The sequence below is a fragment of the uncultured Campylobacter sp. genome (genome assembly GCF_938039205.1).
Taxonomy (GTDB): domain Bacteria; phylum Campylobacterota; class Campylobacteria; order Campylobacterales; family Campylobacteraceae; genus Campylobacter_A.
On record NZ_CALHVM010000056.1, the window covers coordinates 100,480 to 126,332 of the forward strand.

24 protein-coding genes are annotated in these 25,853 nt (G+C 46.2%); 18 read left to right on the top strand and 6 right to left on the bottom strand.

Annotation, left to right across the window (positions count from 1 at the left end):
* Positions 1–39: 39 nt before the first annotated feature.
* The 8 genes from Q0394_RS08385 to Q0394_RS08420 all read left to right on the top strand — a co-directional run bounded on the left by Q0394_RS08385 (position 40) and on the right by Q0394_RS08420 (position 9,268).
* Entirely contained in the window at positions 40–768 is a 729-nt protein-coding gene (locus Q0394_RS08385) for a response regulator transcription factor (RefSeq protein ID WP_298946769.1), read from the top strand.
* Between the two features lie 197 nt (positions 769–965).
* Complete coding sequence (locus Q0394_RS08390; RefSeq protein ID WP_298946771.1) at positions 966–1,892, top strand: Dyp-type peroxidase; 927 nt, start codon at positions 966–968, stop codon at positions 1,890–1,892.
* 269 nt (positions 1,893–2,161) lie between these two features.
* Positions 2,162–2,740 carry a cytochrome C gene (locus Q0394_RS08395; RefSeq protein ID WP_298946773.1) on the top strand — a complete coding sequence of 193 codons (579 nt, stop codon included), beginning with the start codon at positions 2,162–2,164 and terminating at the stop codon, positions 2,738–2,740.
* A gap of 16 nt (positions 2,741–2,756) precedes the next feature.
* Entirely contained in the window at positions 2,757–2,936 is a 180-nt protein-coding gene (locus Q0394_RS08400; RefSeq protein ID WP_298946775.1) for a hypothetical protein, read from the top strand.
* A gap of 276 nt (positions 2,937–3,212) precedes the next feature.
* Entirely contained in the window at positions 3,213–5,771 is a 2,559-nt protein-coding gene (locus Q0394_RS08405; RefSeq protein ID WP_298946777.1) for a molybdopterin-dependent oxidoreductase, read from the top strand.
* Positions 5,772–6,087: 316 nt separating this feature from the next.
* On the top strand, positions 6,088–8,049 hold the full coding sequence (locus Q0394_RS08410; RefSeq protein ID WP_298946778.1) for a methyl-accepting chemotaxis protein: 1,962 nt from the start codon (positions 6,088–6,090) through the stop codon (positions 8,047–8,049).
* A gap of 189 nt (positions 8,050–8,238) precedes the next feature.
* Positions 8,239–8,667 (top strand): EamA family transporter, encoded by a 429-nt coding sequence (locus Q0394_RS08415; RefSeq protein ID WP_298946780.1) that lies wholly within the window; start codon positions 8,239–8,241, stop codon positions 8,665–8,667.
* A gap of 22 nt (positions 8,668–8,689) precedes the next feature.
* Positions 8,690–9,268, top strand: coding sequence for a hypothetical protein (locus Q0394_RS08420; protein ID WP_298946782.1), 579 nt, complete (start codon positions 8,690–8,692; stop codon positions 9,266–9,268).
* 415 nt (positions 9,269–9,683) lie between these two features.
* Here Q0394_RS08420 and Q0394_RS08425 read toward each other — a convergent pair whose 3' ends face one another.
* Positions 9,684–10,151 (bottom strand): methylated-DNA--[protein]-cysteine S-methyltransferase, encoded by a 468-nt coding sequence (locus tag Q0394_RS08425; protein WP_298946784.1) that lies wholly within the window; start codon positions 10,149–10,151, stop codon positions 9,684–9,686.
* Between the two features lie 86 nt (positions 10,152–10,237).
* Here Q0394_RS08425 and Q0394_RS08430 point away from each other — a divergent pair, with 86 nt between their 5' ends.
* The 4 genes from Q0394_RS08430 to Q0394_RS08445 all read left to right on the top strand — a co-directional run bounded on the left by Q0394_RS08430 (position 10,238) and on the right by Q0394_RS08445 (position 14,852).
* Positions 10,238–12,991: a bifunctional aconitate hydratase 2/2-methylisocitrate dehydratase gene (locus Q0394_RS08430; protein WP_298946786.1), complete on the top strand. Its 2,754-nt coding sequence runs from the start codon at positions 10,238–10,240 to the stop codon at positions 12,989–12,991.
* A gap of 361 nt (positions 12,992–13,352) precedes the next feature.
* On the top strand, positions 13,353–13,964 hold the full coding sequence (locus Q0394_RS08435; RefSeq protein ID WP_122873850.1) for a TRIC cation channel family protein: 612 nt from the start codon (positions 13,353–13,355) through the stop codon (positions 13,962–13,964).
* A 42-nt stretch (positions 13,965–14,006) separates the two neighbouring features.
* Entirely contained in the window at positions 14,007–14,330 is a 324-nt protein-coding gene (locus Q0394_RS08440; RefSeq protein ID WP_298946788.1) for a DUF1963 domain-containing protein, read from the top strand.
* A 204-nt stretch (positions 14,331–14,534) separates the two neighbouring features.
* On the top strand, positions 14,535–14,852 hold the full coding sequence (locus Q0394_RS08445; RefSeq protein WP_298946790.1) for a DUF1963 domain-containing protein: 318 nt from the start codon (positions 14,535–14,537) through the stop codon (positions 14,850–14,852).
* Positions 14,853–15,001: 149 nt separating this feature from the next.
* On the opposite strand, the gene acpS is transcribed toward Q0394_RS08445, so the two are convergent.
* Complete coding sequence (acpS, locus tag Q0394_RS08450) at positions 15,002–15,355, bottom strand: holo-ACP synthase (RefSeq protein ID WP_122873853.1); 354 nt, start codon at positions 15,353–15,355, stop codon at positions 15,002–15,004.
* Complete coding sequence (gene fliL, locus Q0394_RS08455) at positions 15,352–15,885, bottom strand: flagellar basal body-associated protein FliL (RefSeq protein ID WP_298793137.1); 534 nt, start codon at positions 15,883–15,885, stop codon at positions 15,352–15,354. The genes acpS and fliL overlap by 4 nt, the downstream gene beginning before the upstream one ends.
* A gap of 60 nt (positions 15,886–15,945) precedes the next feature.
* Here fliL and ybaK point away from each other — a divergent pair, with 60 nt between their 5' ends.
* The 5 genes from ybaK (at position 15,946) to Q0394_RS08480 (ending at position 20,974) form a co-directional block, all read left to right on the top strand.
* Positions 15,946–16,419, top strand: coding sequence for a Cys-tRNA(Pro) deacylase (gene ybaK / locus Q0394_RS08460; RefSeq protein ID WP_298946793.1), 474 nt, complete (start codon positions 15,946–15,948; stop codon positions 16,417–16,419).
* 67 nt (positions 16,420–16,486) lie between these two features.
* Positions 16,487–17,887 carry a phosphomannomutase/phosphoglucomutase gene (locus Q0394_RS08465; RefSeq protein ID WP_298946795.1) on the top strand — a complete coding sequence of 467 codons (1,401 nt, stop codon included), beginning with the start codon at positions 16,487–16,489 and terminating at the stop codon, positions 17,885–17,887.
* 2 nt (positions 17,888–17,889) lie between these two features.
* Positions 17,890–19,233, top strand: a complete 1,344-nt coding sequence (locus Q0394_RS08470; protein WP_298946797.1) for a mannose-1-phosphate guanylyltransferase/mannose-6-phosphate isomerase — start codon at positions 17,890–17,892, stop codon at positions 19,231–19,233.
* Positions 19,234–19,244: 11 nt separating this feature from the next.
* Entirely contained in the window at positions 19,245–20,366 is a 1,122-nt protein-coding gene (locus tag Q0394_RS08475) for a glycosyltransferase family 4 protein (protein WP_298793130.1), read from the top strand.
* Positions 20,363–20,974, top strand: a complete 612-nt coding sequence (locus Q0394_RS08480) for a sugar transferase (RefSeq protein WP_298946800.1) — start codon at positions 20,363–20,365, stop codon at positions 20,972–20,974. The genes Q0394_RS08475 and Q0394_RS08480 overlap by 4 nt, the downstream gene beginning before the upstream one ends.
* A gap of 40 nt (positions 20,975–21,014) precedes the next feature.
* Here the strand turns inward: Q0394_RS08480 and Q0394_RS08485 are convergent, their stop codons facing one another.
* The 3 genes from Q0394_RS08485 to radA all read right to left on the bottom strand — a co-directional run bounded on the left by Q0394_RS08485 (position 21,015) and on the right by radA (position 23,984).
* The gene (locus Q0394_RS08485; protein WP_298946802.1) at positions 21,015–21,965 is read right to left on the bottom strand and encodes an acyltransferase; all 951 of its coding nucleotides are present in this window, start codon (positions 21,963–21,965) and stop codon (positions 21,015–21,017) included.
* Between the two features lie 376 nt (positions 21,966–22,341).
* Positions 22,342–22,596, bottom strand: coding sequence for a hypothetical protein (locus Q0394_RS08490; protein ID WP_298946804.1), 255 nt, complete (start codon positions 22,594–22,596; stop codon positions 22,342–22,344).
* A 47-nt stretch (positions 22,597–22,643) separates the two neighbouring features.
* Positions 22,644–23,984, bottom strand: a complete 1,341-nt coding sequence (radA, locus tag Q0394_RS08495; protein WP_298946805.1) for a DNA repair protein RadA — start codon at positions 23,982–23,984, stop codon at positions 22,644–22,646.
* Positions 23,985–24,158: 174 nt separating this feature from the next.
* Here radA and brnQ point away from each other — a divergent pair, with 174 nt between their 5' ends.
* The gene (brnQ, locus tag Q0394_RS08500; RefSeq protein ID WP_298946807.1) at positions 24,159–25,490 is read left to right on the top strand and encodes a branched-chain amino acid transport system II carrier protein; all 1,332 of its coding nucleotides are present in this window, start codon (positions 24,159–24,161) and stop codon (positions 25,488–25,490) included.
* Positions 25,491–25,853 lie beyond the last annotated feature (363 nt).

Below are 25,853 nucleotides of genomic sequence, written 5' to 3' on the forward strand. Positions count from 1 at the left end.
TTTAGGAATTAAGAACCACAAACAAGAAACGAGGCTAGCGTGTATAGCAAAATAAAAAATATCTTAAACGGCGTAAATTTACTCATCGTCGAGGACGACGAGAGCCTACGCGAGAGTATCAAGATATCGGTCGAAAACTATGTGAGCGAGGTTTACGCCTGCGCAAACGCGAAAGAGGCGCTGGAGATTTTTGAGGCAAAAGGCGTAAATTTGGTGCTTTCGGATATCAACATGCCGCACATGAACGGGCTTGAGATGGCAGCTCGCATCAGGGGGCTTGATAAAGACGTGCCCATTATTTTTCTCACCGCATACGATAGCGACGAAAACGTGCTTAGCGCGATAGAGCTAGGTAGCTTTGGCGTACTAAAAAAGCCCTTTGAAAAGCGCGAACTCATCATGGAAATGAGCTTTGCGGCGAATAAATTTAAAAACGATTTTGCCCAGGTTGATCTAAAAAACGGCTTTAAATTTAACGCCTTTAGCAGGCAGCTGACAAAGCACGGCGAGCCGGTGGGGCTAACGAAAAAAGAGCAAAATTTGCTCCATCTTTTCCTAAAAAATCAGGGCCGCGTCGTGAGCTTTGAGATGATCGAGGCGTGCGTCTGGCAGGATGGTAGCTGCACCGCCGACGCGATACGAAGCTTTGTGTATAAACTACGCAAAAAACTCTATCCAGAACTCATCCAAAACGCGCAAGGCAGCGGCTATGCACTCATCCTAGATGAGCAAAATCAGCGCACCGTGAGCCAGGTCGGCTACGTTTGAGAATGTAAATTTATCTACGAAATTTAATGATTTTGCATTATATGACTCAAAAGTCAAATTTGCCGAAATATAGCGTTTATTTAATTTATGAATAAATTGATTTTTTCGCTTCCTTAAAGCTTAAATTTATAAAAAATTAAAATTTAAGTTGTAAAATCTAAAGAACTGATTTTAAAATATTAATTTAAGGAGAGAAAATGCAAATAAATTCTCAAGAGGTTACGCAAACGCCCGGAAATAACACCGTTTTTCAAACTTGGCTGTTAAGCGGCGACGAAAACGCCTGTAAAAAAGGTTTTGAGAGGCTTTGCGCTTTGGTTGTAAATTTAAATAAGACGGCCAAAGTAAGGTTTGGCGCGGAGGCGAACGTAAACTGCGTAATCGCCGTCGGACACGATGCGTGGCTAAAACTAGGACTCCCGCAACCGCTACCAAAAGAGCTTGTAAATTTTAAAGCGATAAAAGGCGATAAGCACGAAGCCGTGAGCACCGCGGGCGATATCCACGTGCATATTAGGGCGCTTGATGCGGCGGATTGCTTTGATATGGCGCAAAATATAAAGGCCGAGCTTTTTAAATTTGCCAAGCTCGCAGACGAAACTCAGGGTTTTAAATACCACGACGGCAGAGCGATCATTGGCTTTGTAGACGGTACGGAAAATCCAAACGGCGAAGACAGGGACTTTTTTGCCAAAGTCGGCGACGAGGACGCTAAATTTAAGGGCGGAAGCTATGTGTTCGTGCAAAAATATAAACACAAAATGAGAGAGTGGAATGCAACTAGCGTGAGCGAGCAAGAAAAGGTCATCGGCCGCACGAAAGCAGACGACATCGAGATGAGCGAGGATGAAAAGCCTAGCAACTCGCACTCCGCCGCGGCAAACGTAGGAGATGATAAAAAAGTCGTTCGCGGAAATATGCCTTTTGTCGAGGGAAGCGTGACGGGGACGTACTTTATCGCGTATGCTGGCATGTTTTCGACGGTTGAAGCGATGCTAAATAAGATGTTTATCGGCGAGCCGCGCGGCAACTCGGATAGATTGCTTGATTTTAGCACGCCGATCACCGGAGCGCTATTTTTTGCGCCTACTTTTGATATGCTCTCAAGCTATAGCGCAGAGTAGGATTTTTCGGCTCGCGAACCCTCCTAAATTGCGGACGTTTTGCGGGCTGCCGCTTTAAATTTTACTTTTAACAACCTTGCCTAATTCGCTTTTAAAATTTAAAACCGAGATTAGTATTTTTTCGTAAGCTTTTACCGCTAAATTTGCAAATTTTGCTTGCAAATTTACGGCATGAACCGCGCAAATATAAAATTATATTTTCATAAAATCATACTTTCATCATACTTTTCTTATATAATCCTTTTACATTTTAAATTTAAGGGAGCAAAATGAAAAAAATCCTACTATCAAGCTTGCTAGCCTGTTCGCTCTTTGCAGCGGGCGAGGTGTATAGCCCATCGGTAAAAGACGTTTACGCAGATGCGACGTCGCAAAAAAGCATAGGCAGGCTCTTGCCGACGAACGGGGTTAAAATTTTAGCCACGCAGGGCGACCGCGTGAAAATCTCCGTTAAAGGCTACCAAAATCCCGCCGTTAGCAACGTCGTTTACTTTAGCGACTCCGAGCGCGTCATCGCCGTTGCGTTTGCCAAAACTGCAACGCCTGATATAAAGGTCGTGAAAAAGGGCGCTAACGGCAAATGGGACGAGGTCGAGACCGTGGTCTATGCGCAAAAAGACGGCTTTACGAACGATCTAGGCGGACTTTTTGCTAAGGGCGGCGAGCTTTACAAAGAGAGCTGCGGCGTGTGCCATTCGCTGCATCAAACCACGCACTACAAGGCAAATCAGTGGCCTAACCTGCTAAAATCGATGATCGCGCGAACGGCGATCGGCAAAGACGACGAGTGGCTGGTGACACAGTACTTGCAAAAGCACTCTGCCGACGTGAACGTAGATAAAAAGTAAAAAGCGGCGCGTAAATTTGACGAGGATTTACGCCTGGCGCGCCCGCAGATGGACGAGATTTACGGGAGCTAGATTTTATAAAATTCGCGGCGAAGCGGCTGTTTTTAAAACGCCGAATTTGAAGGTTTGGCGGATGGTAAATTTAGCGTACAAAACGAGATATACGCTAAATTTGAGCGGCTGCTTTGCGAGCTAGGCTGCGCGAACGAGGCTTTTAGTTGTCAAATTTGACTCGCTGGACGAGAGAGCGGTCAAATTTGAGCGTAAAAGCTTAAATTTGAGTCCGTGCTAAGGCGCGGCTCGTTTGGCTGATAAAAAGCCGATTTAAAGCCGCTTTTAAAAGAAGCGATGTGTTTTAGCCTTGCTTGCGTCTGCGACTTCGCAACTGCAAGCAGAATGGTGCAGGGAGCGCTTGCGCTTCCGCTCGCAGGTCGGATTTTATTCGACCGAGAAATAAAAATAGGAGAGAAAAATGAACCTACAAAGACGAAATGTATTAAAAGGCGGAGCGGCACTTGCGGCAGCTCCTTTGTTTTCTAGCGTAACGGCGTCAAATTTACTCGGCGCCGAGCTAAATACGGCAAACGTACGTAACGGCGAGGTGCTAACGGCTGCTCACTGGGGCATGCTAAAGGTTAGCATCAAAGACGGCAAGATCGTAAAATCAGAGCCGTTTCAAAAAACGAGCGAAGTGTATAATCCGCTGCAACACTACACCGCCGATATGGTCTATAAATCACGCATAAAATACCCTATGGTGCGCAAAAGCTACCTAGAAAATCCGGACTCGCCAAAACCAGAGCTAAGAGGTAAAGACGGCTGGGTACGAGTACGCTACGAGGACGCGATAAAACTAGTAGCTAGAGAGCTAAAAAAGACTAGAAAGCAAAAGGGGCTAGAGGGTGTGTTTGCCGGTAGCTACGGCTGGAAATCAAGCGGCAACGTGCATAACTCGCGAATTTTACTTCATAGATTTATGAACCTTAGCGGCGGATTCGTGGGCTCGCTAGGCGACTACTCCACGGGTGCCAGCCAGATCATCATGCCTCACGTCGTGGGTAGCATCGAGGTATATGAGCAGCAAACCAGCTGGCCTGTGGTACTAGAAAACTCAAAAGTAGTCGTTATCTGGGGCGCAAACCCGGTGGCAACCCTTCGCATAGCGTGGACTAGCACCGACGAGCAGGGCTTTAAGTATTTTGAAGAGCTAAAAAACAAAAAAGATATCAAAGTGATCATCATCGACCCTATCAGAAGTGATACGGCGCAGTACTTCGACAAGGCTCAGTGGATCGCTCCGGTGCCAAACACCGACACTGCGATGATGCTAGGCATGATGCACTACCTATACGAGAGTGGCAAATACGATAAAAACTTCATCGAAACCTATACGAGCGGCTTTGATAAGTTCCTGCCGTATCTGCTCGGTAAAACCGACGGCACGCCTAAAAATTTGGAGTGGGCGAGCAAAATTTGCGGCCTAAAAGCAAGCCTCATAAAAGAGCTTGCAGATACCTTCGCCGCTAACCGCACGATGATAATGAGCGGATGGGGCATGCAACGCGCGCATCACGGCGAGCAGCCGCACTGGGCAATGGTGACTTTGGCGGCGATGTTAGGACAGATCGGGCTTCCTGGCGGAGGTTTTGGCCTTAGCTACCACTACTCAAACGGCGGCGCTCCGACTTGCAAAGGCGCAGTCATCGGCGGCGTAAATAGCGCAAGCGTGGGTAAATTTAACGACGAGGGCGAGTTTATCGGTACCGATAGCGGAGAATTTGACGCAAACGGCCGCTTCGTAGCTAAGGCTGCGGCGGTTGCTGGTACGGGTCAAAGCTGGCTGCAAAAGGCGACTCATTATGCATTCCCGGTCGCTCGTATAGCAGACGCTCTGCTAAATCCTGGCAAAGTGATCGATCACAACGGCAAGAAAATCACGTATCCTGATATCGACTTTATCTACTGGGTCGGCGGCAATCCTTTAGCCCACCATCAAGAAACCAACCGCCTACTAGAAGCGTGGCGCAAACCTCGCACGGTAGTCGTAAACGAGGCATACTGGACGCCGACTGCTAAGATGGCTGATATCGTATTTCCAACCACAACCGCATACGAGCGCAACGACGTCACGATGACGGGCGACTACTCGAATATGAACATCGTGCCGATGAAGCAAGTTGTGGAAAAATACGCCGAAGCTCGCGATGATTATCAAATTTTCACCGATCTTTGCAAGGCGTACGCTAAAAATTTAGTCGTAGCCTACACCGACAACGGCAAGGATGAATTTGACTGGATCAAAGAGTACTACGGCGCGGCGTACGAGCAGGTCAAGGCTATACCTGATTTTGAAACCGATATGAAGCCGTTTGAGGAGTTTTGGAATGAAAATAAGCCGGTAACTTTTGCCTCGACGCCTGAGAGCGATACGTGGGTGAGATTTGGCGAGTTTAGAGAGGATCCGGTGCTAAATCCTTTAGGAACGCCAAGCGGCCTAATCGAAATTTACTCCGAAACCATCGAGAAAATGGGCTATGATGACTGCAAAGCGCACCCGATGTGGTTTGAGCCGATCGAGTGGCTAGGCATGAAAGATAAACCTGCCGAGCTACACATGCTAAGCCCGCATCCGACCGATCGCCTCCACTCGCAGCTAAACCAAACCTCTCTACGCGAAAACTACGCGATAGCAAACCGCGAGCCGATCTGGATACACCCTAAAGACGCTGCGAAAAAAGGCATAAAAACCGGCGATTTGGTTAGGGTATTTAACGCGCGCGGCGAAGTGCTAGCGGGTGCCTTGGTGACGCAAGATATCAAAGAGGGCGTCGTTAAGCTTGCCGAAGGCGTATGGTATGACGGATTTGACGCGGGTCTTTGCAAAAATGGTTCGCCAAATGTGCTAACTATCGATATCCCGACTAGCAAGCTAGCTAACGGCAACATCAGCCACACCGCGCTTGTAAATATCGAGAAATTTATGGGCAAGGCGCCTGAGCTAACGGCGTTTAGCGATCCGAAATTTGCTTAAATTTGAGGCCGCGAACTAAATTTGCGGCTTAAATTCGATAAAACCTCGCCGGGTTAAATTTGACTCGGCGAGGCGTTTAAAATTCAGTCGTTAAATTTAACTCGGAGCGGTATAAATTTGGATTAAATTTATCATTTTTGCTACGCTGATTTTGCTTTCATTCCGCTTTATATTTTATTCTCATAAAAATTACTTCTTATTTTTAATAAATTTGGACTGGATTTTGCTTTTAAAACATAGTTAATGTAAAGTTTTAATTTTATTTAATTTTTAACGTAGTAAAATAGAAATTTTAATCAAAATCTAAGGAGAGAAAATGCGTTCTATCACGAACAAGATCGCTGTGATGCTTATCGTCGCGCTGATCGTTTCGTTTGCTGCTATTTCGGCGGTTAGTTATTATACGGCTGAGAATAAGGTCGTTCAGCTCGTTAGCCAAAATCAGGCTCAAATTTTAAAAGACGTCAATACTGTTGCTAATTCGTTTTTTGAAGATTATTTGGCTATGGTCAAAAAAATAGCTGCAAACATCGAGAAAATTTCAGACGACGGCGATGATATAATGCGTCACTTGGTGCTAGAAAAAGAGCTTGCAAATTCGTTGGTTACTTATGTTTACTATGGACGCGAGGATGGTTATTTTTTCCAATCAGACGGTAAAAGAACAACTTTGGCCGATAACTATGATCCGCGAACTAGGGGTTGGTATGGAGCGGCTAAAAATGAAAATAAAGCTATTTATATGCAGCCTCGCTTAACTTCGACTAACGATTTGGTCGTAACTTTCGTAGCACCTGCGGTAAAAAACGGTAAATTTGTCGGTATAGTAGGTATAGATATCGATATAAAAACTCTAAGCAAAAAAATCCTCGATATGGGCAAGACCGAATACGGCTACGTTTATCTAATGAATCAAGACGGCGTCATGCTAATGCACTCAAATCCTGAGAACGTCGGTAAATCAGTCGACTCTACTACATATCTCTCCAAGCAATATGCAGAAAAGAAATTTGATAAAAACGGACTTATTCCTTATACTAACTATAAGGGCGAGAACGTAACGGCTAAACTTTTGCCTATCAACGATAAAGGCTGGCTAGCTGTTGCAGCTATCGGAGCGGATACTTTTTCTAGCAATACCCTTCCTCTACTTAAGGCTCAGCTTGCGCTAGCGGCGTTATTTATAGTCGCTCTTTCGATTTTTGTCTACGTACTACTTAAAAAATCTCTCAGTCCGATAAAAACTATCCAAGAAAAGCTTGAGGATACATTTAAATTCGTCACACATGAGGTATCTAAGGCTCCTGAAAAGTTAGCAGTAAATACGCAGGATGAATTCGGCGTTATGAGTAGGGCTATCAACGAAAATATAGATAAAGTAGTCTACGGCATCAAAAAAGATAGCGCTCTGATCGAGGAGATGAACGGCATCGCAAATCTCATGATAAAAGGCCATATGGGCGCGACTATAAAGGCGGATCCGAACAATCCGGCTCTCGTGCAACTAAAAGATTTGCTAAATAAATTCTTTAGCTCAATATCTTCAAATTTAAAAGATATCGCGCGAGTGCTAAACTCATATAACAAAAACGATTACACTGCTAAAATCGAGCTCAAAGATGAGCTAGAAAGCGATCTAAAAGATATGATCATGGGCATAGAGAGCGCCGGTGTAGCTGTTAGCAATATGCTAAAAGAAAATCTAAACGAGGCCGAAAGCCTAGAAGCAAAAGCTAAAATCCTAGCCGAATCTATGAAAAATCTGACCGACGGCGCTCATAGACAAGCCGACTCCATCCAAGAAAGCGCTGCTGCAATCGAGCAGATGAGTAGCTCGATGAACGCTATCAGCCAAAAGGCGCAGGATGTAACTCGACAAAGCGAGGAGATCAAAAACATCATCGTGATCATCCGCGACATCGCCGATCAGACAAACTTGCTAGCGCTTAACGCTGCCATCGAAGCAGCGCGAGCAGGCGAACACGGGCGTGGTTTTGCCGTCGTGGCCGATGAGGTAAGAAAACTAGCCGAGCGAACGCAAAAATCCCTAAGCGAAATCGAAGCTAACGCAAACGTGCTAGCTCAAAGTATCAATGAGATGAGTGAAAGCATCAAGGAGCAAAGCGACGGCATAAATATGATAAATCAGTCGGTCACGCAAATCGACTCCATCACTCACCAAAATATCTCGATCGTAAATACCACAAACGAGGTTACGGCCGAGATAGACGATATGGCTAAAAATATCGTCGCGGATGTTAGAAAAAATAAATTTTAAATCAAACTTTAAAGGCGAATGTCAAAAATCAGGCATTCGCTTTTTTAAATTTAAACGCTACTTAATCCATTTACGACGCTGCCAAATTTAATCGCTTTGCAGCTTTCTCTTATTTTTTTATTTTAAATTTGCACCCTTTTGAGCTAAATTTGCCGTAAAATTTGACTATAATTTTGCAAAGGATCAATCATGCAAGAGTGGGCTTTGTGGGCGCTAGCTTCGGCGGTTTTTGCCGCACTTACGGCGATTTTCGCCAAGGTTGGGCTTGAGGGTATAGACTCAAATTTCGCGACTTTTATCAGGACGCTCGTTATCGCTGCGGCGCTGGTTTTGTTTCTCACATATGCTAAAAAGTGGCAGCCGCTTGGCGAGCTAAGCGCGCGAAACTGGCTGTTTTTGACGCTTAGCGGACTGGCCACCGGCGCATCGTGGCTGGCGTATTTTAAGGCGCTTCAGATAGGCTCCGCGTCGCAGGTAGCGCCGATAGATAAGCTTAGCGTCGTTTTGGTCGTTGTTTTTGCGGTTATGTTTTTGGGCGAGCGCCCGAGCGTCAGAGAGTGGATCGGTATCGCGCTGATTGCTAGCGGCGTGTTTACGCTGGTATTTGCGGATAAATAGTATCAAGTAGCGGGAGTTAAATTTGGAGAAATTTAAAGAAAAAATCAAAAACTCGTATTTGTATGTAGTTTTTATAAAAAGAGGATTTTACGGTAACGGCTCTGCCTTAAGAAGTATTTTTTCGGCATTTTTGATGGCTATGGTCGGTTTGTGTTTTACTTTGATCCTGTTTATTATCAAGGATATGATTTTTTATAGCGATTTTAAACCGCTAAACGAACTAACGAAAAACGTAGGGACGGTGGAGTCTGCAAACTACGGTCTAAAAGGCGACGGAAAGCTAAAACTGAGGCTAGACGACGGCTCGGCGGTGTCATACTACATAGATAGCAGAGATGACGAGTCGTATAGACCGCTCATAAAAAAGAGGGCGGTTATATATAGCAAGGTAGTGCCGCTAGGAAATAGAATTTTGCAGCTAGAAGACGATGCGGGTAAGGTTTACGTCAAATATAGCTACGAAGATGAACTGCAAACGCCACAGAGACGCATGGATTCGATCTACGCATGCTTAAAAATAGCCGCCTTTTTTCTATTTATAGTATGGTTTTTAAATCGTAGAGATCTCGCGAAAGCCAAGGGTAAAAATAATAAATTTTAGCGGTATTCGCTACCTTAAGAGATGTTTTTGGCTGTTGTTTTTTGAGCGGGGGTTTGGGTGATAAATTTTGCTATCCGGCAAGGCGGAACAAGCGGCTAAAGCGGCGCGGTTTTTGGTCAAATTTGCATTTTTGTTTGCGGTTTAAATTTATTTTTACCTTTTTGCGGATAGATTTTTGCCTCAAATTTACCGACAACTTTGTATTTAAATTTGAGTTTTTGAAACGGGCTGAGTTTGTTTGCTTGCTAGATTTAGATTTTGGTAAATTTGCTCGGATTAGTTGGCAAATTTACCTCGCGTTTTGCCGACTAAAAACGGTGCCGCACTTCGTGTAGCCAGGCTTGAGCTTAACTAAAACTAAGCGATCAAATTTGTGCTTGTTTGGACGAATTTACACCGTCAAATTTTAAAGACGTTAAGCTTTGTCTTTAAATTTCGCTTCATGCTCCAAAAGCCAAATTTTAGTCGCTAGCCCTTCGCCGCCGCTGTATCCGCCAAGGCCGTTTGAGGCGACGACTCTGTGGCAAGGCACGATGATCGGGATTTTGTTTTTTGCGTTTGCCGAGCCTGCTGCGCGAAACGCCCTCGGTCGCCCAGCCATCGCTGCTAGCTGGGCATACGTAACTCGCTGCCCGTAAGCGATCTTTTGCAGATTTTCGTAAACGCACCTTTGAAACGCCGTGCCGCCGATATTTAGCCGCGTTTTAAAGGTTTTTAGCTCGCCTTTAAAATAACCCTCAAGCTCGCTTAAGCAGAGCTTTAAATTTGCGTCCGTTACGTCCGCACAGACAAACTCGCGCACGAAATTTATCTCACAAACTCCGCTCTCGTCGCCGCAAATCTCCAAAACGCCCACAGGCGAGTCAAAATACGCTTTTTGCATCGTAATTCCTTAAAATCAAGTGCTTAAATTTAGCCAAATTTCGCTTTGTTTTGCTAAAATTACGTAAATTTTAATAAGGATAAAAGATGGACTTTTTCACGCAATACGAAAAACACGTAAAAGAGCGCGAGGCCCTAGGCGTACCGCCGCTACCGCTAAACGAGGAGCAGACCAGAAAAGTCTGCGAGCTTTTAAGGCTTGAAAGCGCGCACGAGAGGGAGTATCTGGGCTTGCTCTCAGGACGCGTGCCAGCGATGGAGCCGGGCGGTGAAGGCGAAGCAATTATCGCCGCAAAGCTAGATGAAAATCAAAAGAGGGTAAAGCGGCTCGTAAATTTACTCGCAAATCGCGTAAATCCTGGCGTAGACGACGCGGCGAAGGTAAAGGCGGAGTTTTTAAACGAGATTATAAATCATGGGCTGGTTATAAGCGAAATCGATAAAATCACCGCCGTAAATTTGCTGCGACCGATGCTGGGCGGATACAGCGTCATCGTGTTGCTTGAGAGCTTAAAAAACGCCGACAAGGCCGTAGCGCAAGCTGCCTGTAACGTGCTAAAAGAGACGATTTTCGTGCATGATTATTTTAACGATGTGGCGGAGCTTGCTAAAAGCAATAAATTTGCGCTAGAAGTGCTGCGCTCGTGGGCCGAGGCGGAGTGGTTTAAGGCGCGCGAGAGCCTGCCGAGACGCATCAGAGCGGTCATATTTAAGGTCGCCGGCGAAACCAACACCGACGATCTAAGCCCTGCTAGCGAGGCCTATACACGCTCGGATATCCCGCTGCACGCAAATGCTATGCTAGTTAAGCGTCAGCCGGGTAGCCTAGAGATGATCGGCGAGCTCAAAAAAAGCGGGCTCGAGGTCGTCTACGCGGGCGACGTCGTGGGTACTGGCAGTAGCCGAAAAAGTGGCATAAACTCCATCCAGTGGCACCTTGGACGCGAGATAGAGGGCGTGCCGAACAAAAAAACGGGCAGCATCGTGATAGGTACGGCGATCGCGCCGATATTTTTTAATACCGCCGAGGATAGCGGCGCGCTGCCCATAGTAGCCGACGCGAGCGCGCTAGAGACGGGCGACGTCGTCGATATCTATCCATACGCGGGCGAGATGTTCCGCGTCGGGCGCGTAAATTTGAGCGCCGAGGGTAAATTTGACGCGGTTTCAATTTACGGTGAAACTAAATTTGAAAATTTAAATGAAAACGAAAAACCCCAAGGCGAGCCGGTCGCTCGTTTTACGCTTGCGCCAAACACGATATTTGACGAGATCAGAGCGGGCGGGCGCATACCGCTCATCATCGGCCGCTCGCTTTGCGGTAAGGCTAGGGCGGCGCTAAATTTAGGCGCGGAGGATATATTCGCAAAGCCCGCGCAGCCGCAAACGGATGAGAGCGAGGGATATACGCTAGCTCAAAAGATCGTGGGCAAGGCCTGCGGCGTGCGGGGGGTCAGGGCAGGACAGTACTGCGAACCAGCAACTCTCACCGTAGGCTCGCAGGATACCACTGGGCCGATGACGCGCGACGAGATCAAGGAGCTGGCAAGCCTTGGGTTTTCGGCAGATTTCGTGCTGCAGAGCTTTTGTCACACGGCGGCCTATCCAAAGCCTAGCGACCTTGAAACGCAAAGGACGCTGCCTAAATTTATGAGCTCGCGCGGCGGAGTGAGCCTGAGGCCCGGCGACGGGGTCATACACTCGTGGCTAAACCGCATGGTGCTGCCAGATACCGTAGGCACTGGCGGCGACTCTCATACGCGCTTTCCTATCGGCGTGAGCTTCCCTGCGGGTAGCGGGCTGGTGGCGTTTGCGGCGGTATCGGGAGCCATGCCGCTAAATATGCCAGGCTCCGTGCTCGTGCGATTTAGCGGGCGACTGCAAAGGGGCGTGACGCTGCGCGATCTGGTAAATGCGATCCCGTACTACGCGATCAAGCGCGGGCTGCTCACGGTTGAAAAGAAAGGCAAGAAAAACGTATTTGCGGGTAAAATTTTAGAGATAGAAGGGCTGGAAAATCTAAAAGTCGAGCAGGCCTTTGAGCTAAGCGACGCCTCGGCCGAGCGCTCTGCGGCGGCCTGCGCGGTAAATTTGAGTCAGCAGAGCGTCTGCGAATACGTCCGCTCAAACGTCGCTCTCATCGAGGCGATGATAGAGGCCGGGTATGAGAGCAGGGCGAGCCTGGAGCGGCGCGCGGCAAAAATGCGCGAGTGGCTAGCGGCGCCTAGCTTGCTGCGAGCCGACAAGAACGCGCGCTACGCCGAGGTGATCGAGATAAATTTGGACGAAATCACTGAGCCCATCCTGGCCTGCCCGAACGACCCCGACGACGTCACGACTCTGAGCGAAATTTTGGCTAGTAGCTCGCGCCCGCATAAGATCGACGAGGTATTTGTGGGTAGCTGTATGACCAATATCGGCCACTACCGCGCGCTAGGCGAGGCTCTGCGGGGGCTTGGGACGCTGCCCACTCGCCTTTGGATCGCGCCGCCTACCAAGATGGATCAGGCACTGCTAGAAAAGGAAGGCTATTACGATATCTTCCGCAAGGTAGGCGCTCGCACGGAGGTGCCGGGCTGCTCGCTTTGTATGGGTAACCAAGCCCGCGTAAACGACGGCGCGACGGTGTTTTCGACTTCGACGAGAAATTTCGATAACCGAATGGGCATGGGCGCGCGCGTGTATCTAGGCAGCGCCGAGCTAGCGGCCGTTTGCGCCGTGCTAGGCAGGCTGCCTAGCGTCTCAGAATACATAAGTATAGTGCCCCAAAAGCTTGCGGGCAAAGAGGCGCAAATTTATAGGTATCTAAATTTTAACGAGATAGAAAATTTTAAAATTTAGTTTTTCGGCGCGGCGGCGTATTTTTTATGGACGGATACGCCGCTATAGATAGTTTAGCGACGGATGTGTCATATTTTGATGTTTACGCGTCTAAGTTCTCTTTGCGGCGATGATTTTACTCACGGCGACCATGCTGAGTTCGTCTGTATGGCCAAATTTTGCTTCGCTCTAAATAAATACGTAAGTCTCTAGACAGGGTAAAAGCGGTAAAATTCGTACTTGCCTATCTCGTAAAATGCACTTAAATTTTACTCTTTTTTCGCATATTTTGCCCTCTCTTTTGCGCGCTAAATTTCATTTAAATTCAACTACTTTTTTATTTTAAAAATGTAAAATCTCGTTTAAAAACTTAAGGTTAAAAATGACTGCGCTCCTCGTCGCCGAATACATCGGCATAGCCTCCGCAGCCACGAGCGGATTTATCTTCGCGGTTAAGCGCGACTGCGACTGGCTGGGTATCTTTATCGCCGCGCTTCTAACCGCGCTTGGAGGCGGATTTATGCGCGACGCTATCGTCTCGCGCCCGCCGTATTCGTTTACGCACTATGCTCCGTGCATCATCGTGATGGCGATGCTCTTTCTCTCGGCGTTTTTGCGCCTGCACAAGCGAAGCGACATCGAGAAAAAATTCCTTTTCGTCACCACCGACGCCGTAGACCTGGTGAGCTTTTCTATCGTCGGAGCGATCGTGGCGCTGCAGTTTGGCTACAACGTCTTTGGCGTCGTGCTACTCGCGCTTTGTAACGGCGTGGGCGGCGGCATGATACGCGATGTGCTTTTTAACGAGATCCCTTGGTGCCTAAAAACCGGGCTTTACGCGACGGTTAGCATCGTCGTGGGGCTGATTTATTTCGCGATGGATTATGCGGGATTTACGAGCGTATTTTGGGTGATGGGGCTTTTTGCGTTTGGCGTCGTGTTTAGGCTTGCGGCGTATTATCTCGGCTGGCATCTGCCGACTTTGCAGAAGTGAAATTTATCTAACTTTTTACCGCAATGCGTTAAATTTGAAAATTTGCAAAATTTACGCGCAAGATATGAAAAATACGGATCTGAGCGTATAATTGAAGAGATAAAAAGCTATGCTAAAAATGCGGTGGAAATTTCGCTAAAAGTAAGCGACGATCAGCAAATACCGATAGGCGCGTCAAAATTTGGGGGACCACTAGATTTACCGCGAAACGAGCCGTGGCCCGTAAATGAGCAAACCGGCGAGCCGCTTCATTTTATAGCGCAGATAAATTTTAGCGAAGTTTCAGAGTTTGATACCCAGAGCGAGTTGCCGAGTCGCGGCATGCTCTATCTATTTTATGATTGCGCCGGGATGCCGTGGGGATAGGGTCCAAAAGACGGCGCTTTCAAAAAGGTGATTTATGCGGAGGATACGAGCTAGCTGGAACGCAAAGTCGCGCCGTTTGAAAACAACGAAGCGTTTGCGGCGACTTCTTTAAAATTTGCAAATACGACCGAGTTGCCGGATTTGGAGAGCGATTTGGTCGGCGACACCTAGATGAGCGATGACGAAATCGACGCGTATTGGTAGATGGCGGATGATTTTTGTGAGCAGCGCAGTGAAAATAAAATTTTAGGACATTCAGGCAATATCCAAGGCGGCATGGAGCTAGAGTGCGAGCTTGTGACAAACGGCTTTTATTGCGGCGGCGATGAGGATTATAGCGGGCCGGAGTTTAAAAAATTGCGGCAAAATATCGGCGAGTGGACGCTACTACTACAAATCGGAAGTAACGACGAAAACGAGATGATGTGGTGTGATTGCGGTAAAATTTATCTGTGGATCAGAAAAAGCGATCTACGCGAGAGGAAATTTGATAAAAGCTGGCTAGTGCTTCAGTGTGATTAAATTTGCGGCTATGGCGGGTTCTCGGGATCAAATTTGACGATTGCTGTGCTAAATCTTCGCGGGTTAAAAAACACACAAATTTGGCTTGTGTTTGTCGGGCAAAAGACGTGGTAGGCGGAATTTAGTAAATTAGATCCAAATTTGAAAGCCTAATCCGCTTTTTGCAGTATCGCTGCAGCTATCGCAAAGCCGCCGTCGTGACTGATGGTGATTTGTGCGTCTTTTAGATTAAAATTTTTAATGATTTTTTCTGAGAGCTTTACTTTTGGAGCGTTTTTCTCGTCTTTGTAAATTTGAGCGTCAAAGAACGAAAACTCAGCCGAGATCCCGCAGCCAAGAGCCTTGCTGATAGCTTCTTTAGCTGCGAAAAATCCCGCTATCGTAGCGTCCGTTTTTGCGATATTTATCTCGTCGTCGCTCAAAAAATATCTCAAAAAATCCTCGCCTCGCCGCTCTTTAAGCCTTGAGATACGCGAGATCGCTACGATATCTATGCCGATCATTGCACCACAAAGTCGGTAAAGTAGATGTTTTTTATATGACCGTCGGCCAAAACCTCGTTTAGGCGGTCGACTATCTCGTCCTTTAGACGGTTTTTGCCTTTTTGAGTGCTTACCTCTTCGTACGTTTTAGACGAGAGTGTAGATACGACGATATCCCTTATTAGCGGCTTTTTCTTATCGATTTCAGGCGTTAATGTATCGGCGCTAAGCTCTAGATCAACCTTCGTTTTTAGGTATCTCGAGCCGCTTTCGCTAAGCAAATTTACGATAAACTGATCTAGCGGATAAACCGGGCCCATATTTACATAATCGTTTGATCGCTTGCCCGCCGTATTTTTAGGTGCTGCGGCTTGGACTTGCTCGGTTTGAACCTGTGCCGTTTGCGCTTGCGCGTTCTCTTCATTGCCGCCCATTAGCAAGAACGCCAAAAGTCCGCCAACTACCAAAAGAAGCAGTAAAATAACAATGATGATGATAAGAACCAGCCCGTTTCCCTTTTTGCCTTGATTTTCTAAAATTTCTTCAGCCATCTATTCTCCTTAAAATTTTAGCTATAATTATATCTTAAATTTTTGAAAAATGAGAAGGCAATGGTACATAAAACAAATGCCGCGAGGTTTTTAGACAGTAAACATATCCCTTATGAGCTAGTTGAATACGAAGTGGATGAGAGCGATCTGAGCGCCGTTCACGTAGCTGCCGTTTGCGGCAAGCAAATAGAAAAAATATATAAAACCATCGTCTGCGAATGCGAGCCTAAAGGCTACGTCGTGGCGTGCATACAGGGCGATTTGAGCTTAAATTTAAAGGCTCTGGCTAGACTTAGCGGGCATAAAAAATGCGAACTTTTAAACTTAAGAGAACTTGAAAAAGTGACGGGCTATATCAGGGGCGGCTGCTCGCCTATAGCGATGAAAAAGGCGTTCGAGACGTTTTTTGACGAGAGGATTTTAAAGCAAGATTACGTCTACGTGAGTGCCGGGGTGCGCGGAAAACAGATCAAAATTGCGCCTCAAAGCTTGATAGAAGCTGTCAACGCAAAGCTTGGAGACGTCGCCGTTTAGTAAAATTTAACCCAAAAATGCTAAAATACGCCGTCTTAAAATAAAATAAATTTATAAAGGTAAAATTTTGATAGACGAAATTTTTAGAGAATACGATATACGCGGTATTTACGAGCGCGATCTAAATGAAATCAGCGTCAAAGCGATCGGGTTAAATTTGGGTCGAGAGATGCTACGCCGAGGCGCAAAAAACGTTAGCGTAGGATATGACGCTAGACTAAGCGCGAATGAGATTTTCGGCTGGCTAGTTAGCGGGCTAAATTTGGCCGGTATGAAAGTCTACGATATTGGCTTGCTACCGACTCCGGTTGGGTATTTTAGCGTGTTTTCAGACAAATTTGACGCAAATATAATGATAACCGGTTCTCATAATCCAAAAGAGTACAATGGCTTTAAAATCACGATTTTTAAAGATAGCTATTTTGGTGAGGATTTGCAAAAGTTAAAAATCGCCGTACTGGCTGATATCACGGCAAAAACGAAAATACCGGATGATCCGAGGGCTGAAAAATTCGATATCGCGACGCCTTATAAAAATTTTCTTATAGAGCAGTTTGGGCATCTAAAAGCCTTACCGCTTAAAATCGTCATCGACTGTGCAAACGGCGCAGTTGGAGCAGTGCTACCCGAAATTTGTGAGGCGTTAAATTTGGATGCGAAAATTTTATACCCCGAGCCCGACGGAAACTTCCCAAACCATCATCCAGACCCTAGCGAGGAGAAAAACTTAATCGATCTAAAAGCTGCGCTAAAGGGCGAATTTGACATAGGATTTGGCTTTGACGGCGACGGCGACCGTATCGCGGTTCTGACCAAAAAACGCAACATAAAAGGCGATGAGCTAGCATATCTATATAGCCTCGCGATGAAAAATCCGCGCGTGCTGGGCGAGGTCAAATGCTCGCAAAATATGTACGACGAGATCGACGCGCACGGCGGCAAAAGCTTCATGGGCAAGACCGGCCACAGCAACATCAAAAAGGCGATGAAAGAGCTAAATATCGACATGGCGGCCGAGGTGAGCGGGCATATTTTCTTTAAGGAGCGGTATTTTGGCTTTGACGACGCGACGTATGCGATGTTTCGCGCGCTAGAGCTGGTTGCAAAGGGCTTTAACCTAGATGGCGAGCTAGATAAACTGCCAAAAGTTTTCAGTACCGACGAGATAAAGATAAAAACGACCGACGCACAGAAATTTAAACTAGTTACAAAGCTAAAAGAGGTTTTGGTTGAAATTTACGAAAATGGCGACGCGCAAAATTTGCTAGCAGGCCTAGGTAAAATAGCCGAAATCATCGACATAGACGGAGTTAGAGTGAGATTTGAGGACGGTAGCTGGGCGCTAGTGCGAGCCTCAAATACGACGCCTGTTATCGTTACGAGATTTGAGACCAAGGATCAAAATTTACTGGTGCAGCTTCAAGAAACATTTTTAAATTTGGTCGAAAATTTAAAGCAAAAGGCATAAAAATGACAAACGTTATACTTTGCGGAGGTTCGGGCACGAGACTTTGGCCGTTGTCGCGAACGCTAATGCCAAAGCAATTTATTAGGCTTTTTAACGGCAAATCGCTCTTTGACCTTACGCTTAGACGCAATGTGCATGCACAAAAAACGATCATCGTTTGCAACGAGGCGCACTATTTTTTGGCGCTTGACGAATGCGGTAGTAAAAAAATAGATAAATTTATTCTTGAGCCATTTGGTAAAAACACCGCCGCGGCGATTACTTTTGCGGCGCTTTGCTGCGATGGGGACGAAATTTTGCTCGTTACACCGAGCGATCATTTAATTGAGGATGAGACTGAATACAAAAAGGCTCTTTTGATCGCGCAAAGCTATGCAAACCAGGGCTTTTTGGTGACGTTTGGCATAAAACCTAACGAACCAAACACGGGCTACGGCTACATCAAGGCCGATAAAAACGGCGACGTAGAGCGATTTATCGAAAAGCCAAATTTTGAAACCGCGACGAAATTTATAAAAGAGGGCGGGTATTATTTTAACAGCGGTATGTTTTGCTTTAAGGCGGGCGTGTTTTTGGGCGAGATGAAAAAATATGCGCCAAGTATCGTAAAGGACGTTGCGGCGGCGATAGAGGGCTCGGCAAACGAGCCTTGCCTGCTAAAAATAAGTCCGAATTTTATGGATAAGATCGAGGATATCAGTATCGACTACGCCCTAATGCAAAAAAGCTTAAATATCAAAATGGTACCTCTTGATGCTGGTTGGAGCGATATGGGTAGCTTTGACGAGCTGAGTAAAAAGATAAAAAACGAGGGCGAGTCGTTGCAAATCGGCGCGAGCGAAAATTTCATCCTAACTAAAAAACCGACCGCACTAGTAGACGTGCAAAATTTGCTCGTAGTAGACACCAAAGACGCGCTTTTGATCGCCAAAAAAGGTAGCTCGCAAAAGGTAAAAGAGGTTTATAAGCACTTTTCAAATTCATTGCCTGAAATTTGCGAAACGCACACGAGCGTGTATCGTCCGTGGGGCAGCTATGAGGTGCTGGGTGAGGGTAGCGGCTACAAGATGAAAAAGATCGTGGTTAAGCCCGGCAAAAGGCTGAGTCTGCAAAAGCACTTTAAGCGAAACGAGCACTGGGTCGTCGTCGAGGGCGAGGCGCTAGTAACGATAGACGGCAACGAAGCACCACTAAAACAAAACGAGTCGATATATATAAAAAGCGGGCAGATTCACCGACTGGAAAATACGGCAAACTCCGATCTCATCGTCATAGAAGTGCAAACGGGCGAGTATCTGGGTGAGGACGATATAGTTCGTATCAGCGACGACTACGATAGAAAGTAGCAGCGGAGCGGATGAAAAAAGCTCTGGTTTGCGACTGGCTGGAAAACTATGCCGGAGCTGAGCGTTGCGTGCAGAGTTTTACGGATATTTGGGATGATTTTGAGGTTTTTAGCCTTGTTGATTACCTTAAATTTGACGATAGACAAAAGATTTTAAATGGCAAATTTGCTCGAACCAGTTTTATTCAAAATTTACCGTTTGCAAAGAGCAAATTTAGGAGCTATCTGCCGCTTTTTCCGCTAGCGATAGAGCAGTTTGATCTGAGCGAATTTGACGTCGTGCTGTCTAGTTCGCACGCCGTAGCAAAGGGCGCTTTGACGCATTCAAACCAGCTTCATATAAGTTATATCCACACTCCGATGCGCTATGCTTGGGATATGTATTTTGACTATTTGCGCCAAAACGGACTAGAGCGCGGACTAAAAGCGGCGCTAGCTAGATATTTTTTACATAAAATTCGCCTGTGGGATATCGCCGCGGCAAACAGAGCCGACGTTTACGTCGCAAATTCAAATTTTATCGCTCGCCGTATACGTAAAATTTACAGCAAAGACGCCGCCGTGATCTACCCGCCTGTCGATACTGCAAATTTTAAATTAAACGAAAATAAAGAGGACTTTTACGTCACGGTTTCAAGGATGGTGCCTTATAAAAAGATCAATTTAATCGTGCGCGCCTTTAACGAAAGCGGCAAAAAGCTAGTCGTAGTGGGTGACGGCGAGCAGATGAATGAAATCAAAAATATCGCTAAAAGCAATGTTGAAATTTTAGGTTTTCGAAGTGCGCGTGAAACGGCGGAGCTGATGGGTAAAGCAAAAGCTTTCGTTTTTGCGGCGGTGGAGGATTTTGGTATAGCGCCCGTGGAAGCTCAGGCCTGCGGGACTCCAGTCATCTGCCTGGGTAAGGGCGGTGCGAAAGAGAGCGTGATAGACGGCGTCACGGGCGTTTATTTTAGCGAGCAAAGCAAAACTAGCCTAAACGAAGCGGTGGTAAAATTTGAAAAAATAAGAGACAAATTTGATCCGCAAGCGATCAGGCAAAATGCGCTAAAATTTTCAAAAGAGCGCTTTGAGCGAGAGATAAAGGAGCTCGTGGAGAGTAGTTACGAGAGATTTTTAGAGGGCGAGCTATGAGTCTGCGCTCTAAAATTTTGCTAAAAGCCGTGATCGATTACGTCATCGTTGTCGCTACTGCGCCGATTTGGCTTACGGTCGTCGCCGTTATAGCAGCAGTCATAAAGATAAATGAGCCTGGCGAGAGCATCTTTTTTAAACAAAAGCGAATAGGGCGTTTTGGCAAGCCGTTTAGCTGCTATAAATTTAGATCGATGCATAAAAATTGGCGTAAAATTTTAGACGATTATCTCGAGCAAAATCCCGCAGAGGTCGAGCATTTTGCCAAATTTCACAAATACGAATTTGATCCGCGCATAACAAAAGTCGGCGGATTTATCAGGCGTACTTCGCTTGATGAGTTACCTCAGCTTTTTAACGTCCTTAAGCTTGAGATGAGTTTGGTCGGACCGCGTCCGTATATGTTTTACGAAAAAAGGCAAATCGGCAAAAACTTAGGCAAGATAACAAGGGTCAGGCCGGGGCTTACGGGGCTTTGGCAGGTGAGCGGCAGGAATGAAATTTCATTTGACGAGCGTGTGAAAATGGAGTGTGCATACGTTGATAATCTTTCGATTTTTAGGGATTTTTTGATACTTTTTCGTACGATTTTCGTGGTTTTAAAATAAATTTTACTCGCAGTATTTTTCATACCTTTTTTGGTTGACTTTAAGCTTGCTTTCTAAATCTTATTTTGTTTATCTTTTGTTCAATAAGATAGAAATTTACGAATCCAAACACGACCGAACCGGCCGTCACGAAGGCTAAATTTACGCCCCTCAGCCAAAATTCGCTGAGCCAAATAAAAAGAAAATGGCTGATAAAAATCGCGTATGAAAGCGAGCCTGCGATATCGTTAAATTTGAGCTTAAATTTAAACTTCTCATGCGCTAGAACGATGGCTGCGCCGATCAAGTATCCAAGCATCGTCTCTGCGCCAAAAGCGCTAAATTCGTGCGAGTAAAAAAGATAGCCCGCCAGCGCCGCTACCGCCGCGTAAAAAACGGCGAGCTTGCCAAGCTCTTTTTGATAGATCAAAAATCCCGTGTAAAACATAAAAAATACGCCGCAAACAAGCCTGTATCCGTAAATGTCGGCGTTTATAAAGCCTAAATTTGCCGCTGCATAAACGCCTAGCGAGCCGGTAGCTAGCGCGTAGCCTAGCCGTCTAAATTTGATCGCGAGTACGAGCAGGGCGTACGCCTGAAGCTCGGCTCCTAGCGACCAAGCCGGCGGTATGAGGAAATTTAGCCCAACGGGCGCGTCTATGACGGAAACGTCGAGCCAAAAAAAGTAGTTTAACGGCGCGATGAGAGCATTTAGAAGCAAATTTTTCACGCTAAAATTTGGATATAAATAAGACGTCACGTAAAAAAATAGTACCGTCAGCGCAAATGCAAAGAAAAATGCGGGATAAATGCGCAAAAATCTATCTTTTATAAAGTAGCTTATTTGCGCGTTTTGCGGTGCGATTTTGATAAAAACCTTTGATGTAACCAGCCCTGCTAGGATATAAAAAATCACGACGGCAAAAACGCCGATGTTTTTGCCCGCTAGCCCGATGCCAACGTGCGAAAGCAATACGAAATACGCTAAAATAAATCTAATATAACCAAACATTTTGTTCCTAATTTTTGCTTTTTACGGCATTTTTTGGCTGCAACTAACCTGATTTTGAGGCGCGATTTATTTTTTCGTAAATTTCGCCGCCTTGCTCTTTTGGAGCTCGACCGTTGCAACCTACCAAAAATGACGCCTTTTGCCGAGCTTTTTTATGCAAAGGCGATTGTTGCCTTTTTTGGCCGGATAGCTATGTAAAATTCGCCGTCCGTATTTGCATTTTGCCCAAGTATGCATAAAATTTAAACGTCTCAAGTTTTGCCGTTTTTGCGTTTATTTTGGTTTTGATTTTACCGTAAAATTGTACATTTTGGTTTTTATAGTAGCTTAAAATTTTGGGGAAAATTTATAAAAACCGCGGCAAAACAGCGTAAATTTAAAAATCTCCACTTTCGCCGAATTTAACGCTAGAGCCTAAAATTTTGCAAACCAAGTCTAAAATTTCTAAATTTACCTCGCTCGCGTATTCGTCGATAACCTTAAAAACTTCTTGCCTTACGTCCAAATCGCCGTCCGCATGAGCCGCTGCATAGGTCTCCTTGGCGATTTTAGCCAGCGTAAAAGTATCGATATCTCTTTGTCTCATCGCTGTTTTTAGCGTTTTTGAGAGCTTCCATTTTAGATTTTCCATGTTTTTTCCTTTTGCGTTTTTGCGGAGCGGGTTTTGGCGGCAAAATTTTACATCCACTCCAAAACCTGTGTGATGTCGGCTGCGACGAAACATTTTAGCCCCTGAGCGTCAAGCGGCTTAGACGGCACGATCGCGTTTTTAAATTTCTGCGTTTTGGCCTCTTTTAGGCGCTGATCGAGGTTAAATATCTCGCGAATCTCGCCGTTTAGGCTAAGCTCGCCCATAAATACGCTCTCTTTGCTGATCGGACGGTTTTTAAAGCTGGAGATGATCGCTGCTACTACGGCTAGATCGGCCGCAGTTTCGCTAATCTTGACGCCGCCGCTCACGTTTATAAAAACATCGTAGTGGCCCAGCGGGATCTCTAATTTTCGCTCAAGTAGCGCTAGCAGCATATCCAGGCGGTTTTTATCAAAGCCTGTGGAGCTGCGTTTAGGATACGCGCTCTCGCACACGAGCGCCTGGATCTCGACGCTAAGCGCGCGAGAGCCCTCCATTGTGATAGTTATTGCCGAGCCGCTAGTAGCCTTGCCTCGCGTGAAAAATTTGCCCGCAACGTCATTGGCGCTGATGAGTCCGTTTTCGCTCATCTCGAAAATCCCCACTTCGCTAGTCGAGCCGAAGCGGTTTTTAAAACCCCGCAGCATACGCAGCTCGCGGCTGGAGTCCCCCTCAAAATATAGCACTACGTCCACCATATGCTCCAAAATTCGAGGCCCCGCGATCGAGCCGTCTTTCGTGATATGTCCGATGATAAAGACGCAGATATTTTCATTTTTGGCTAGGCGCATAAGCTCAAATGTGATCTCGCGCACCTGCGATACGGAGCCCGGTGCGGAGGCAATTTTTTCGCTATAAAGGGTTTGTATGGAGTCGATGACTAGGATTTTATACTCGTTTTTGCGCACTTCGGCGAGGATGTTTTCGAGTAAAATTTCCGTAAGCAGAAATAGCCCGTCTTTGACCGCGTCTAGGCGCTGGGCGCGCATTTTGATCTGGCTCGCGCTCTCTTCGCCGCTCACGTAGAGCGTCTTTTTGCCTTGGACGGCGAAATTTGACGCGATTTTTAGCAGCAAGGTGCTCTTGCCGATGCCGGGGCTTCCGCCGATTAGCACCAGCGAGCCCTCCACGACGCCGCCACCAAGGACTAAGTCTAATTCGCTATTTTGCGTGCTGATGCGCGTGACTTTTTCGATCTCGACCTCGCTGATTTGCTTTGCGAGGCTAGGTTTTGCGGTGCTTTTAGAGATCTCTTTTAGTGTTTCGATCTGCTGCGCGTTTAGTTCTAAAAAGCTATCCCAAGCCCCGCACTGAGGGCATTTGCCGACCCATTTGCTCTGCTGATTGCCGCAGGCTTGACACTCAAATACGGTTTTAGTTTTTGCCATTTTTTTCCTTTGCGCGATTATACTTTAAAATGTTTAAATTTTACTCCAGCTGCGCGACTAAATTTCAAATCGAAACACGCGCGCGCGAAAAATGAGCAAATTTAACTCAAATCAACGAAAATTCAACTTTATCTAAATACAATTTGTCAAATTTAAAACTAAAATGGAGCGAAAATGAAACAAAAGCTTAGCAAAAATCAGTTTTTAGTCATCTCGCTCACGCTTTTTGCCATGTTTTTCGGCGCGGGGAACTTCATCTTTCCGCCGAATTTGGGGCGAGAGGCTGGGCAGAATTTTTACGTTGCAATCATGTTTTTTTGCGCCACGGCGGTGCTTTTGCCGGTGCTTGGCGTAGCAGCCATCGCTAGAGCAAAGGGGCTTCAAAGCCTAGTGCGCCGTATAGACCCCGTGTTTGCGGTACTTTTTACCGCGCTTTTATACCTTACGATCGGGCCGCTTTTTGCGATACCTCGTGCGGCAAATATGCCCTTTGATATCGCCGTTAAGCCGTTTATCGCAGCTGAAAATTTGCAAATTTGGCTGTTTTTCTACTCAGCGGCGTATTTTGCATTAAATTATTACGTCTGTATGAATCCGTCAAAACTAGTCGATCTACTCGGCAAATACCTAACTCCGCTGCTTTTGGCGCTTATTTTGCTACTTTTTGGAGCGGGATTTTTGTTCCCGATCGGCGAGTTCGTCGCTCCTAGCGGAGATTATGCGCAGCGCGCAGCGGCTAAGGGCTTTGTAGAAGGCTATCAGACGATGGACGCGCTAGCGTCGCTGGCGTTTGGTATCATCGTGATAAACGCTATCAGAACCGTGGGCGTAAAAGACGAGCGCCACCTGGTTTCATCGACGATAAAGGCAGGCATGACGGCGGGCGTGATTTTGATGGTGATTTACTTGATGCTGGGCTACTTGGGTGCGACATCGGCGGAGCTGTTTAAAGACGCGCCGGAGATAAACGGAGCTGAGTTGCTATCTCGCATTAGCGGTCATTATTTCGGCAAGGCGGGCGTTTTGGTGCTGGGTTCGGCGTTTTTCCTAGCTTGTATCACGACGACGCTTGGACTCATCAGCTCTGCTAGCGAATACTTCGAGGAGCTAACGGGCGGACGAGTCAAATACAAAATTTGGGTCGCGGCGTGGTGCTTGATCGGCTTTGGCGTGGCGAATTTCGGCCTCACGACCATCATCAAGGGTTCCATACCGGTGCTCATCGCCATCTATCCGATCGCCATCATGCTCATCATCCTTTCGCTCATCAACCCGCTGATTGACTCGAGCAAGCTCGTCTACCGCACCTGCGTCTACGTCTGCGTGGTCGTCGGCACGATAAACGGCCTTGATATCGCGGGCGTCTCCGTACCACTAGTGACCGATCTCGTCAAAAAGCTGCCGTTTTACGACTCGATGCTGGGCTGGATCGTGCCTAGCGCAGTCGCGTTTGCGGTGACTTATATACTGCATCTCGTGCTAGAAAAAAGAGAAAATACTTTTTAACCGCTTGCGACAAAGCGCCGAGCTTGTAAGAGTTCGGCGCTTTGTCAAATTCCCCGTGCGTCTAAATTTACCCAGCCGTCAAATTGTTGATTTAACTAGTAAAAACCTGACTACTCTATTATATTTACTGAATTTAATTTGCGGAATACATAAATAAAAAATAGCTTGCTAAATTTTATAAAATTTAGTTGCAAGAGCCTTTATTTGATTGTTTGAGTTTGTTGTAAAAAATAGTTGGTAAGGCAGACATTATCGTTATAGACATCAAATTTAAGCAGTCAGCCCAAAGGCTTAGAATTATATAAAACCATAGTTTAAATAATACCTGAACAAAACTAGCTCAAATTTGCCGAGCACTGCTGT